This window comes from Erythrobacter sp. HI0063, from assembly GCF_001635685.1.
Taxonomy (GTDB): Bacteria; Pseudomonadota; Alphaproteobacteria; order Sphingomonadales; family Sphingomonadaceae; genus Qipengyuania.
Window position 1 is genome coordinate 1 of record NZ_LWFF01000117.1, and the last position, 12,730, is coordinate 12,730.

Genomic DNA, 12,730 nt, shown 5'->3' on the forward strand with positions numbered 1-12,730 from the left:
CGCCGGTCGAAGTCATCCCGCTGCGTCCGGTGCCGCCGGGCGGCGCGGCCTATATCATGGAGATTCCCGGCAAGGATCTGCTCGGTCAGCGCCAGACGGTGAACCGCAATCTGACCGATGACGAGCGCACCTGGCATTTTCGTTCCGCCTGGAACGTGGCCGCGCTGAATTGCCTCGGCCCGCGCTACGAGCCGATCCTGCAAGGCTACAGCGCCTATCTCCAGAACAATGAGCGCGATCTAAGGCGCGTAAACGAGCGTATCGATGCCGAATATCGCAAGGAATTTCGCGATCGGCGTGAAGCGATCATGGCGCGCGAGACGCAGATGACTTCGGTCTACAACTTCTTCGCATTGCCGCCTGCCCGTGCAAGTTTCTGCCAGACGGCGCTCGACATCTCGAACCGCGCTTTGGCGACGACCGACATGGACGCAGCCGGCTTTGCGGCGGCGAATTTCGCTCTGTTCGAGCAGCCCTTCGACACGTTCTTCACGGAATACGAAACCTATCAGCGCGAATCGGCGGCATGGGACGCGCAGTACGGTGAGCGCTACGGCCAGTCCCAGCCGGGCTATGTCGCGGTGCAGGAGGCTCGCGCAGCCCGGGCGCCGGTGATCACGCTCGACGGTGTGGGGGCGACGCTCTCCACGCCGGCAGCCGAACAGACCCGCGTGATCGATCCGGATACGGGCGCGCCCATTCCGGTCGTGCCGGTCGACGAGACGCGCACCTCGCAGCCGATCGTGCAGCCGATCCCCAGCGATGCGGGCGAGGACGATACCCCGCAAGGCACGGTGCAGAGTACGGGCACCGCGAATTAGGCTTTGCAGCCTGCGCGCCTTTCGCTAAGGCGCGCCTTCCGCCGGGCGGCAAGTCAAGTGTCGCCCGGCGCATGACCTGGAACGGGGCCGTAGCTCAGTTGGGAGAGCGCGTCGTTCGCAATGACGAGGTCAGCGGTTCGATCCCGCTCGGCTCCACCAGGTTTTTCGATTTCATCGATAAACCTGGAATCTTAGTTCCCGTTCACGCCTCCGCGTGAACGTCCTCGGTGCTGTTACTCCCTTCGGTCGGGCACCTGCGGGGCGGCCGCTTGGCCTTGCGGTCGGCTGGTCGCCGACCGTTTTGGGTAGTCCTTGCGACGGGGCCAGCGTCACTCTACTGCCAGTTTACTGCAAAGTTGCGGAGCACGGTCGCATGGCGACCGCAAGCGCGACCGCGCGCCCGCAGGGCCGTAAGGCCCGAGGAAAGCCAAGCGCACGGATGTGCGCGCCGGCGACTGAGGCCAAACAAAAATGCACTTTCTAGATCAGGCAAAGATATTCATCCGCTCGGGCGCAGGCGGGCCCGGCGCGGTCTCGTTCCGGCGAGAGAAGTACGTCGAATATGGCGGCCCCGACGGCGGCAATGGCGGCAAGGGCGGGGATGTGATCTTCGAAGCGGTCGCCGGCCTCAACACGCTGATCGACTTCCGCTATTCCCAGCATTTCAAAGCGCCGCGCGGCGCGCATGGCATGGGCAAGGACCGCACGGGGGCCGGTGCGCCCGATCTGGTCATTCCGGTCCCGGTGGGCACGCAGGTGCTGAGCGAGGATAAGGAAGAGGTTCTCGCCGATTTCACCGAGGTCGGCCAGCGGGTGGTCTTCCTCGAAGGCGGCATGGGCGGTCGCGGCAATGCCAGCTACAAAACCAGCACCAATCGCGCCCCGCGCCAGCACCAGCCGGGCATTCCGGGCCAGGAGATGTGGGTGTGGCTGCGGCTCAAGCTGCTTGCCGATGTCGGCATGCTCGGCCTGCCGAATGCGGGCAAATCCACCTTCATCAATCAGGTTTCGAACGCCAACGCCAAGGTCGGCCATTACGCCTTCACGACTTTAGTGCCCAAATTGGGCGTGGTACGCCACAAGGGCCGCGAATTCGTGCTGGCCGATATTCCCGGCCTGATCGCGGGCGCGGCGGAAGGAGCAGGGATCGGCGACCGGTTCCTGGGCCATATCGAGCGCTGCCGGGTGCTGATCCATCTGGTCGACATCGCGGGCGACGATCCGGCGGAAGCGATGCGAACGGTGAACGCGGAACTGGAAGCCTATGGCGAGGATCTGGCCGACAAGCCGCAGCTCATCGCGCTCAACAAGGTCGATCTGGCCGACAAGGAACTGGGCGAGGGCTTCGCTGCCGAATTGCGCGAAGCGGGCGCGGACCGGGTCTTCGTGGTTTCCGGCGCCAGCGGCGAGGGGATCGAGGAACTGCTCGACGCTGTACTCGCTTTTCTGCCCGACCGCACCTCGACCGAGACCAAGGGAAGCGAGGTGGAGGACGCCGAGGACGAAGGGGCGAACGAATGGTCGCCTCTGTGATCGGCTACTGAGACACGGATCGCGGGATTTCATGCAGTGATGGCGATCGAGACTCTCGCTCAATTGCGTCAGGCGCGGCGCATCGTGATCAAGATCGGTTCGGCCCTATTGGTCGAGCGGGGCGAGCCGCGCGCCGCATGGCTCGCCGGGCTGGCCGACGAAATCGCCCAATTGCGCCAGACCAGCGAAGTGATTGTCGTATCTTCGGGTGCGATTGCGCTGGGTGCGGCCCGCTTGGGGCTGGCCAAGGGCGGAAGGGCCAGTCTGGCCGATGCGCAGGCTTCGGCTTCCGTCGGGCAGGTGGCGCTGGCGCGGTTATGGGCCGATGCCTTGGAATCGCACGGAATCACGGCGGCGCAGATGCTGGTGACTTTGGGCGATCTGGAGGACCGACGCCGTTATCTGAACGCTGCCGCCACGCTGTCGCGCCTGCTCGACATGAGCGTGGTGCCGGTGGTGAACGAGAACGACAGCGTTGCCACGGAAGAAATCCGCTTCGGCGACAACGACCGGCTGGCCGCGCGCGTTGCGCAGGCGGCGGGCGCGGAAGCGGTGGTGTTGCTGTCCGATGTGGACGGTCTCTACGACCGCGATCCGCGCGAACCCGGCGCTGTCCTGGTCGACCGGGTCGAGGGTGTCAGCCCTGCGGTCTTCGCGATGGCGGGGGAAGGATCGTCCTCCGGACTCGGCAGCGGCGGGATGAAGGCGAAATTGCAGGCCGCTCGCATCGCCGAACGGGCAGGCATCGCGCTCGCCATCGTCAACGGCACGCATGATCGCCCGCTGGCCCGCGCGCTGGATGGAGGGATAGGAACACTGTTCGTGGCGCAGGGCGCGGAGGGCGCGCGCAAGGCATGGCTCTCGGGCCGCCTGGCACCCGCTGGCGTGCTCACCGTCGATGAAGGCTGCGTCACTGCCCTACAGGGCGGGGCGAGCCTGCTGGCAGCGGGGCTCACCGAGGTCGAAGGCGAATTCCATCGCGGCGATCTTGTGGCGATTTTCGGCCCGAAAGGAGAACGGTTGGGGCAGGGGCTGGTCGAATATACCAGCACCGAATGCCGCGCGATCCTGGGTCTTCGCGAAGACGGGCAGGCCGACAAACTCGGCTACGCACCGCGCGCCGCCGTGGTCCATCGCGATCATATGGTGCGCGAGTGACGATCGCTCTTACCGGAGCGACCGGATTCGTCGGGCAGGCGGTGCTCGATGCGGCGGCGGGTGGTGGTGCGATCCGCGCGCTGACCCGGCGTCCGCAGTCTGAGCGATCGGGTGTCGATTGGATCGAAGGGACGCTATCCGATCGCCCCTCGCTCGCCTCTCTGGTCGAGGGGGCGGAGGCGGTGATCCACGTCGCGGGCCTCACCAATGCGCCCGATCCGGCGGATTTTCACGCGGCCAATGTCGAAGGCACGCAGAACCTTTTGCGCGCCTGCCAGGATGCGGGCGTACGGCGCTTCGTCTTCGTGTCCTCGCTCTCGGCGCGGGAACCCGGACTGTCGCGCTATGGCGCCTCGAAGGCCGAAGCAGAGAAATGGGTCGGAGCGAGCGGATTGGACTGGACGATCGTGCGCCCGCCCGCCGTCTACGGCCCGCGCGATAACGACATGCTCGAACTTTTCCGCGCCGCGCGCTTCGGCGTGGTGCCTGTGCCGCCGAGGGGCCACACGTCGATCATCCATGTCGAGGATCTAGCCCGGTGTTTGCTCGCGCTGGGGGCACAAGACGGAAGCGGACACATCTTCGAACCCGACGATGGAAGGCCGGGCGGCTACGAACATGCCGAACTCGCCAAGCTGATCGGCCGCGCCGTTGGGAAACGCGTCATCGCACCGCATCTACCCGCGCCGCTCCTGCGCCTCGCGGCCAAGGCCGACAGGGCGCTGCGCGGCGACAGAGCGAAGTTGACCCCCGACCGGGCAGGCTACATGGCGCACCCGGACTGGGTCTGCGATCCGGCGCACGCGGTCCCGACAAGCTTCTGGACGCCACGCATCGAGGGGCCGCAAGGCCTCAAGCAAACCGCTGATTGGTATCGCACGGAGGGCTGGCTCTGAGCCTGCTCACAATACCTTAAAGGAACGGCTCCTCGCCCGGCTGGTGGATGCCGCATTCGACCTTGTCCCAGCCCGACCAGCGGCCAGCGCGCGGGTCTTCGCCTTCTGAGACCTGGCGCGTGCAGGGGGAGCAGCCGATCGAGGGGAAGCCGCGTTCCACCAGCGGGTGGCGGGGCAGGTCGTGTTCCTCGAAATAGGCGGCGATCCGGTCCGCGTCCCAATCGATCAGCGGATTGATCTTGAGCCGCCCCTGCGCGTCCGACGTGTCGATTTCGAAGCGCGGCAGATTGGCACGGGTCGCGGACTGGAACGCCTTGCGCCCGGTAAAGCTCGCATCGTAACGGGCAAGCGCGCGTTCGAGCGGGCGCACCTTGCGCAGATCGCAGCAGCCGTCGGGATCGTAGGACCATCTGAGGCCGGTCTCGTCGCGCGCCTGCAACTCTTCCAGATCGGGGTAGAGATTGACGAGATTGAGGCCGAACCGCTCTGCCAATTCGTCGCGATAGGCCAGCGTTTCGGGAAAATGCTTGCCGGTATCGAGGAACAGCACCGGCACGCTTGCATCGATCTTTGAGACGAGATGCAGCAGCGCCGCGCTTTCCGCGCCGAAGCTCGACACCATGGCGACATCGCCCGCCAGAGAGCCTTCGAGCACTGCGCGCAGCCAGTCCTCGGTTTCCGACCCGCGAAACATCCGGTTCAACCGGATCGCGTCCTGATCGGTGAAGCGGGGCCGCGTGTCGAGCCGGTCGATGGCGCGCATCTCGCTCATGCGTGCCTCTTGCTCCAGATCGGCGTGCGTGCGTCGGCAGCGCTCTGATAGACTTCGGGCCAGCGCGCGAAGGCGGCCTCCACATCCTGCGGGTCGAGCGGCGCGTCGGGATCGAAGGCGTCGAAGCCGCAGCGGCGCATATAGGCAAGCTGGTCCACCAGCACATCGCCCACCGCGCGCAATTCGCCGTCATAGCCCGCTTCGCGCAGGATTCGGGCGGAGGAATAACCGCGCCCGTCGCCGAAGGCGGGGAAATTGACTTCGACGAGGTCGAGGCGTTCGAGATGCGGGATCAGATCGCGCGCATCGTCGCCCGGCTCGACGCGGACGGCGGCGGCGTTCGACTGGTCGAGGAAGGCGTCCACCGTGACGGCGGCGTGCGCGACGGGAGCATCGTCGCGATAACGGAGCATGTTCTCCGATTCCGGCCCGGTATCGGGTCCGCGTCCTTCGGCGGGGGGAGTCTGATCAGCCATAAAGCGCCTCCTTGAACGGGCCCATTCCGATGCGGCGATAAGTGTCGAGGAAGCGTTCCTCGCCCTCGCGTTCGCGTTCGTAGACGCCGGTGACGGTTTCCACCGCGTCCACGATCCCGTCCTCGTCGAAGCCGGGGCCGGTGATCTTGGCGAGGCTCACATCCTCCGCCTCGCTGCCGCCGAGCGACAGCTGGTAGTTCTCGACGCCCTTACGATCGACGCCGAGAATGCCGATATGGCCCGCATGGTGGTGGCCGCAGGCGTTGATGCAGCCCGAAATCTTCAGCTTCAGCTGGCCCAGCGTGGCGGTCTTCTTCGTTTCGGCGAAGCGCTGCGCGATCTTCTGCGCGACCGGAATCGAGCGCGCATTGGCAAGGCTGCAATAATCGAGCCCCGGGCAGGCGATGATATCCTCGATCGTGTCGAGATTGGGACTGCCAAGCCCGGCTTCGTCGAGCGCGGTCCACAGGGCGTGAAGATCGGCCTTTCTGACATGCGGCAGGACCACGTTCTGCGTGTGCATGACCCGCAATTCGTCGAAACTGTAACGCTCGCCGAGATCGGCCATCACGCGCATCTGCTCCGCCGTGGCATCGCCCGGAATGCCGCCGACCGGCTTCAGGCTTATGACGGCGGAAACGTAGCCCGCCTGCTTGTGCGGGATCGTGTTGCGATCGACCCAGAGGGCGAAATCGGGATCGGAGCGGTCGATGTCCTCTTTGGCGCCGGTCTCAAAGTCGGGATCGGCGAAGAAGGTCCGGATGCGCTCCAGCTCGGCGAAGGGCGGTTCCACGCCGGAATCGAGCAGGTGCTGGAATTCTTCCTCGACCTGGCGGGTATACTCCTCCGCGCCCAGTTCATGGACGAGGATCTTGATCCGCGCCTTGTACTTGTTGTCGCGCCGGCCGTAGCGATTGTAGACGCGCAAGCACGCCTCGGCGTAGGTTACCAGCCGGTCCAGCGGCACGAAGTCGCGGATGCAGGGTGCGATCATGGGCGTGCGGCCCATGCCGCCGCCGACATAGAAGGCCGCGCCCAATTCACCCGCTTCGTTGCGGACGATGTTGATCCCGATATCGTGCAGCCGCATCGCCGCGCGGTCCTGCTCGCTGGCGATCACCGCGATTTTGAACTTGCGCGGAAGATAGCTGAATTCGGGATGGAAGCTCGACCATTGGCGCAGCAGCTCGGCATAGGGGCGCGGATCGACCACTTCGTCCGCCGCGGCGCCCGCGAAATGATCGGAGCTGATGTTGCGGATGCAGTTCCCGCTGGTCTGGATGGCATGCATTTCGATTTTGGCGAGATCGGCCAGGATATCGCCAGCATCTTCCAGCTTGATCCAGTTGTACTGGATGTTCTGGCGCGTGGTGAAGTGGCCATATCCGCGGTCGTATTTCTCCGCGACATCGGCCAGCACGCGCATCTGCGCACCCGACAGCGTGCCGTAGGGAATGGCGACGCGCAGCATATAGGCGTGCAATTGCAGATAGAGCCCGTTCATCAGCCTTAGCGGCTTGAACTGGTCTTCGGACAAGGTGCCTTCGAGACGGCGGCGTGCCTGATCGCGGAATTCCTCCACGCGGGCATCGACCATCTGTTGGTCGTATTGGTCGTAACGGTACATCAGATCACCCACTTGCCGATTTCGGGATCGGCCGGTTTGAGGGTCAGGTCGGGCCGCACGGTCGGGCCAAGCGCGCGGACGCGGTCTTTGATATGGGCCGGGCGCGGGCTGCCTTCGTGCAACTCGGCATCGATGGCGTAGGGGACGTTGACGCGGCGCGCGGCTTCTTCGCGGCTCGCGATCTCGTCTTCCTGGCCGGTGACGTCGACCGCATCCTCGACATGGATCGACCAGTCGCTGCCGGTCCACCAGGTCACTGCGCCGGTTTTCAGGTCGTTGCCGGTAAGAAGCTTCATCGGACGAACTCCTCCACACAGGCGGCGACGTTGATATCGTCGCGCGCCGTCACTTCGCCGATCACGATCAGCGCCGGGCTCACCACCCGCTCGCGCTCCACCATGTCGGGCAGGCCCGCCAGCGGGCCGCGCAACACGCGCATATCGGGCCGGGCGCCGTTTTCGATCACTGCCACGGGCATGTGAGGGGAGAGGCCGTCGGCCATCAGCTTTTCCGCGATCTGGGGGGCGGTCTTGATGCCCATATAGATGACGAGCGTACGGCCCTTGCCCGCAAGGCCAGCCCAGTCCTGCTCCGCCAGGCCCTTGCACTGGCCCGCCACGAAGCTGACGATGCTGGACGCGTCGCGATGCGTCAGGGCGATGCCGGCTGCCGCCGCCGCGCCATTCGCCGCGCTTACGCCGGGGACGATTTCGACCCGAACGCCCGCAGCCTGCGCGGCTTCCATCTCCTCGCCCCCACGCCCGAAGACGAAGGGATCGCCACCCTTGAGGCGCACGACATCGCGGCCCTTGCGGGCTTCGCGTATGAGCAGGGCGTTGATATCGTCTTGGGGAAGCGTGTGATGCGCGCGCCGTTTGGCGACCGAGACCAGCCGCGCATCGGACCGCGCGAGCGCCAGGATCGATGCGTCCACCAGACCGTCATGCACGATCAGGTCGGCGCTTTCGATCAGGCGCGCGGCGCGCAGCGTCAGCAGGTCGGCATCGCCGGGGCCTGCGCCCACGAGATGGATTGTTCCGGTTTCTACCATGCGGGAAAGATGCGCGTGGCGGGCCGTGTGCGCCAATCAGAATGGATGCGCCGCCGCACAGCAAAGCTTTTGAAATCAGCGCTACATCGCGGGGTAGCTAGTCTTTCGGCGGCTTGGCGGCCTCGGTATCCTCTCTCGCGAGGCCGTTTTCGTCGGCCTTGCGCTCCGCCAGCGCATCGACAAGCCGTTCGAACTGCTTGTTGCCGCGCAGGTTGAGATCGCGCTGCGGGAACGGGATTTCGATGTCGTGTTCCTTGAACAGCCACCACAACCGCTTCAGCACCGCGCTGCGCACATTGCCGACCCCGTCTTCGGGATCCTGTATCCAGCAATGGATCACGAAATTGACCGAGCTGTCGCCATATTCGCTCATCCACACAGTCGGCGGCGGGGCCTTGAGCACGCGCGGAGCGTCGACGGCGGCTTCGAGCATCAGCTTTTCGGCCAGCTCCATGTCGGCCTCGTAACTGACGCCGACATAGACCTGCATGCGCACGTTCTTGCTGGAATAGGACCAGTTTTCGACCTGATTGACCATCAGGTTCTCGTTCGGGATCAGATATTCGCGCTGGTCCCGCGTCGTCACGGAAACGGCGCGCACGCCGATCTTCCTGATCTGGCCGAAGCTTTCCTGGCCCGCCATGTCGGTGACGGCGATCACGTCGCCCGGCTTGATCGACTTGTCCATCAGCAAGATGATCCCGGCGATGAGGTTACCGAAGGTCTTCTGAAGCCCGAAACCGATCGCGAGGCCGAACGCGCCCGAGAACACCGCCAGCGCAGTCAGATCGATGCCCAGAAGATCGATCCCGATGAAGAACGCGCCTGCCCAGACGACGATGGAAAGGATCTTCTGGCCCAGCAATTGCTGCGTATCGTCCAGCTTGGTTACGCGCCGCAGTACGCGCTGGAGCATCTTGCTGAGCAGCCAGGCGGCGGTAATGACCGCCACGATGATCAGCAGGACGACGAGGACGTCCCACAGCGAAAGGCGGAAATTGCCGACGCTGATCGCCAGCGAATCCACCGCATCGAGAAAGCCGCCGACCGTATCGCTCTGCGACGAGACCGCTTCGCGCAGGCCCTCGGCAGCGGCGACGCTGGTCTCGACCTCGCGCGCCGGCGGGGCGAGATCCCAGGCCTGTTCGATGGCCGGCGTGGCGGATGCAGTCGGGGTGGGCGGTGTCGGGGCGGTCATCTATGATCCATGGCGGCAAACGCCTGCGTGAGGTCGGCGATCAGGTCGCGCGGGTCTTCGAGACCGATCGATAGGCGAATGGCGCAATCCTCGCCAGCCTCCCATTCGGGGCGCGGCCACGCCATCCTCTCGCGGATCGGCGCTATATCGACGGGGAGCGCGAGGCTTTCGAACCCGCCCCAGCTATAGCCGATCCCGAACAGGTCGAGAGCGTCGATCAGGCGGCAGCGCGCGGCATCGTCGCGATCCTTGAGGACGAAGCTGAACAACCCGCATCCGCCGGTGAAATCGCGGTGCCACAGCTCATGGCCGGGTGCGCCGGGCAGCATCGGGCACAGCACATGGGCGACTTCGCTGCGATCGCGCAGGAATTCGGCCACGGCGAGCGCGCTGGCGCTCGTCCGCTCGAGCCGCAATTGCATCGTGCGCAGGCCTCTCAAGGCAAGCGCGGCATCGTCGGGCGAGACCACCTGGCCCAGGGCCTGCGCGGTCGAACGGAGCTTCTTGTACCACCGCTCGCCGGCCGTGGCGCTGCCCATCATCAGGTCGGAATGGCCGCCGACATGCTTGGTCAGCGCCTGCACGCTGATATCGCAGCCCCGCTCCAGCGCGGGAAAGCCCAGCGCGGTCGCCCAGGTGTTATCGATCAGGCTGACGGCACCCCGGTCGCGCGCGATCCGCGTCAGTTCCGGTATGTCGCAGACTTCCATGCTGAGACTGCCGGGATTTTCCAGCCACACCGCGCGTGTCCGTTCGCAGAACAGGGATTCGTAAGCGGCGATATCGAGCGGATCGAAGAAGCGCGCTTCCACGCCGAGGCGCTTGAACAGGCCCGTCGCCATGGAGCGGCTGGGATCGTAGGCATTGTCCGTCACGAGCAGGACATCGCCCGGGCGACAGACCGCCATCAGCGCGCCCGCGATCGCGGCGACCCCGCTGGGATAGAGCACGGTCCCATGCGCGCCCGGCTCCAGTTCGGTGAGCGCATCGGACAGCGCCCATTGGGTCGGCGATCCGCGCCGTCCGTAGAAGAATTGCCCGTCCTCGTTCGTCCGCGGCCCTTCGCGAAGCGCGGCGCAATCGGCGTAGAGATGCGTGCTGGCGCGATAGACCGGCGGATTGACCACGTGCGGATCGGGGCTGCGACCCGAAACGGCAAGCGTGGTGGCGGTCTTCACAGATCGGGGCGGGTTTCGCATCGTGCCCTTCGACAGAAACGCCGCCCACAAATCAAGAGGGACCGATCAGGAAGCCGTGCCCAATTCCTTGGGCGTATCCGCATCTGTGCCCCATTCGGCCCAGCTTCCATCGTAAAGCGCTGTATCGTCGCGCCCGATCAGATGCAGCGCGAACAACACCACCGAAGCGGTCATCCCGCTGCCGCAACTGGCCACGATCGGGCGATCCGGTTCGATCCCGGCCTTCTTCACCGCTTCGCGCAGTTCGGGGATCGGGCGATAGGTGCCGTCCTCGCGGAACAGGTCGCGGAAGAACAGATTGCGCGCGCCGGGAATGTGACCGCCCGGAAGATCGTGGACCGTGTCGATACTAGCCCCGGTGAAGCGATCCGCATCGCGCGCGTCGACCACCTGCTCCGCCCCACTGTCGAGATTGGCGAGCATGTCCTTCTTCGTCCGCACGATGGCACGTTCGGGGCGAGCTTCGTAAACGACCTCTTCCGGCGCAACGGAACCGCTTTCGACGGGGCGGCCCTCCGAATGCCATTTCGCCCATCCTCCGTCGAGGACCGCCACGCGGTCATGGCCGAAGAGGTGGAGGATGAACCAGGCGCGCGCGGCGCTCTTTATCGCAGAATCGTCGTACAGGACGATGCGGCTGTCCGTCCCGACGCCCAGCGCGCCGAGTTGGTCGGCCAGCTGCTCGCGCCGGGGCAGGGCGCCCGGCACCGCACTGGCGGTGTCGGTCAGGCTGGCGAGATCGAGAAAGCGCGCGCCGGGAATATGCGCTTTTTCGAAATCGCTCCTGGGATCGCGCTCGACATCGGGCAGGTGTTTGGTCGCATCCAGCACCACCAGATCCTCTTCGCCCCAATGCGCGGCCAGCCAATCGGTCGATACGAGCGAATCCACGGCAAACTCCTATTTCGGTGCGGGGCGATCCAGCACGCGCTGGGCGAGCGGTTCCCACGATCGCAGCCCCTCGTCCAAGCGGAAGGGCTGCAACCGGCTCGAACCGTTGCCCGCCGCCTGGCCGACCGCGAAGGTCCGCGCGAAAGGCGCCGCATCGGCCGCAGTCGCCCGCAGCCGCATGAGGGGCACGAGCAGGGCCGTATTGCCTTGCCGGATCACGTCGGCCTGAGCGAGAGGGAGCTGCACGCTCCCTTCGAAGCGGGCGGACTGGCCGGTGGCGAGCCGTCCGAACACCTGTCGCGGGGTCAGCGGTCTGTTCTCGTCCAGCACCTGCTCGTCGACCGGGCGCGATCCGCTGGCGGAGGCGAGATCGGCTTCGAGCACGACTTCGCTCAGTGCCCGGGCGCCGCGATTGAGAATGGTGATGCGGTAATACAGCGTCGCCGCCATGACGCTGCGCGACAGGCGCAGCGGTTCGAAGCGGACGCTGAACGGCGTGCCATTCGCCGCGTCGGTCATGGGGGGCAGCGGCGCGGCGGCGGCGGTAGCTGCGGCGGCCGGAGCAGCAGCTGGCGTCGGCGTCGGGGCGGGCACCGGAGCCGCAGCGGGCTCGGCTGGCGGCTGGGGCGTCGGCTGGGGCGTCGGTGCGGGCTGCGGTCGAGCATCATCGCGCCGCACGCGGGGCGGTTCGATCGTGGGCACGGCCGTGTTCGCGCGCCGCCGCGTCCAGGCAAAGACTGCTGCGGCCGCTGCCAGCGCGATCAGGGCGGCGATCCACCACCACGAATCGCCTTCATCTTCGGTCGTCTCCACCGGCGCGGCTTCGACCGGTGAGGGCGTCGGTGTGCTCGATATCGCCGGGCTCGTTGCGGTCGATAACGGAGTGGTCGGCGCGTCGTCCAGCGCGGGCGGCAGGTCGGGGCTCGGAATCGGCGTCGGCGCTGGCGGCGCGACCGGAGCCGGGCTGGGCACTGCGCTCGGGCGCGGGGTCGGAACGCGCGACGGCGCTGGTGCTGGCGCGCGCGTCGGCGTCGGTGTGAAATCGGGCAGGCGAAGCGTCGGCCTGGGCGATGGCTGGGGAGCGGGCGTCCGGGTGGGCGCGGGCGTC

13 protein-coding genes, 1 tRNA gene and 1 pseudogene are annotated in these 12,730 nt (G+C 66.2%); 6 read left to right on the forward strand and 9 right to left on the reverse strand.

Going from position 1 to position 12,730, the window contains the following annotated elements; all coding sequences use genetic code 11:
- From A3736_RS17405 to A3736_RS05180, 5 genes are all read left to right on the forward strand, one after another.
- Positions 1–821: hypothetical protein (locus A3736_RS17405; protein WP_233999240.1), on the forward strand; the 821-nt coding region annotated here is incomplete at its 5' end.
- A gap of 83 nt (positions 822–904) precedes the next feature.
- A tRNA-Ala gene (locus tag A3736_RS05165) sits at positions 905–980 on the forward strand.
- A 312-nt stretch (positions 981–1,292) separates the two neighbouring features.
- Positions 1,293–2,354, forward strand: coding sequence for a GTPase ObgE (gene obgE / locus A3736_RS05170; protein ID WP_067680085.1), 1,062 nt, complete (start codon positions 1,293–1,295; stop codon positions 2,352–2,354).
- 39 nt (positions 2,355–2,393) lie between these two features.
- Positions 2,394–3,512, forward strand: a complete 1,119-nt coding sequence (gene proB, locus A3736_RS05175; RefSeq protein WP_067680088.1) for a glutamate 5-kinase — start codon at positions 2,394–2,396, stop codon at positions 3,510–3,512.
- Positions 3,509–4,408 (forward strand): NAD(P)-dependent oxidoreductase, encoded by a 900-nt coding sequence (locus A3736_RS05180; RefSeq protein WP_067680091.1) that lies wholly within the window; start codon positions 3,509–3,511, stop codon positions 4,406–4,408. The genes proB and A3736_RS05180 overlap by 4 nt, the downstream gene beginning before the upstream one ends.
- Positions 4,409–4,424: 16 nt before the next feature.
- On the opposite strand, the gene A3736_RS05185 is transcribed toward A3736_RS05180, so the two are convergent.
- The 9 genes from A3736_RS05185 to A3736_RS17410 form a co-directional block, all read right to left on the reverse strand.
- Positions 4,425–5,180, reverse strand: a complete 756-nt coding sequence (locus tag A3736_RS05185; protein WP_067680094.1) for a phosphoadenylyl-sulfate reductase — start codon at positions 5,178–5,180, stop codon at positions 4,425–4,427.
- Positions 5,177–5,593: a DUF934 domain-containing protein gene (locus tag A3736_RS05190; protein ID WP_067680120.1), complete on the reverse strand. Its 417-nt coding sequence runs from the start codon at positions 5,591–5,593 to the stop codon at positions 5,177–5,179. Before A3736_RS05190 ends, A3736_RS05185 begins: the two co-directional genes overlap by 4 nt.
- A gap of 55 nt (positions 5,594–5,648) precedes the next feature.
- On the reverse strand, positions 5,649–7,283 hold the full coding sequence (locus A3736_RS05195) for a nitrite/sulfite reductase (RefSeq protein WP_067680097.1): 1,635 nt from the start codon (positions 7,281–7,283) through the stop codon (positions 5,649–5,651).
- A complete protein-coding gene (locus A3736_RS05200) occupies positions 7,283–7,579 on the reverse strand; it encodes a DUF2849 domain-containing protein (protein ID WP_067680100.1) in 297 nt (98 codons plus the stop codon). Before A3736_RS05200 ends, A3736_RS05195 begins: the two co-directional genes overlap by 1 nt.
- A complete protein-coding gene (gene cobA / locus A3736_RS05205) occupies positions 7,576–8,334 on the reverse strand; it encodes a uroporphyrinogen-III C-methyltransferase (RefSeq protein ID WP_067680103.1) in 759 nt (252 codons plus the stop codon). The genes A3736_RS05200 and cobA overlap by 4 nt, the downstream gene beginning before the upstream one ends.
- 97 nt (positions 8,335–8,431) lie before the next feature.
- On the reverse strand, positions 8,432–9,532 hold the full coding sequence (locus A3736_RS05210; RefSeq protein ID WP_067680106.1) for a mechanosensitive ion channel family protein: 1,101 nt from the start codon (positions 9,530–9,532) through the stop codon (positions 8,432–8,434).
- A complete protein-coding gene (metC, locus tag A3736_RS05215) occupies positions 9,529–10,731 on the reverse strand; it encodes a cystathionine beta-lyase (RefSeq protein WP_067680123.1) in 1,203 nt (400 codons plus the stop codon). The genes A3736_RS05210 and metC overlap by 4 nt, the downstream gene beginning before the upstream one ends.
- Positions 10,732–10,776: 45 nt before the next feature.
- Positions 10,777–11,622 carry a sulfurtransferase gene (locus A3736_RS05220; protein ID WP_067680108.1) on the reverse strand — a complete coding sequence of 282 codons (846 nt, stop codon included), beginning with the start codon at positions 11,620–11,622 and terminating at the stop codon, positions 10,777–10,779.
- A 9-nt stretch (positions 11,623–11,631) separates the two neighbouring features.
- Positions 11,632–12,141: a hypothetical protein gene (locus tag A3736_RS17410; protein ID WP_067680110.1), complete on the reverse strand. Its 510-nt coding sequence runs from the start codon at positions 12,139–12,141 to the stop codon at positions 11,632–11,634.
- Here A3736_RS17410 and A3736_RS05230 point away from each other — a divergent pair.
- Positions 12,119–12,730: pseudogene (locus tag A3736_RS05230) on the forward strand (hypothetical protein); the annotation flags it as partial. The gene A3736_RS17410 and the pseudogene A3736_RS05230 overlap by 23 nt on opposite strands.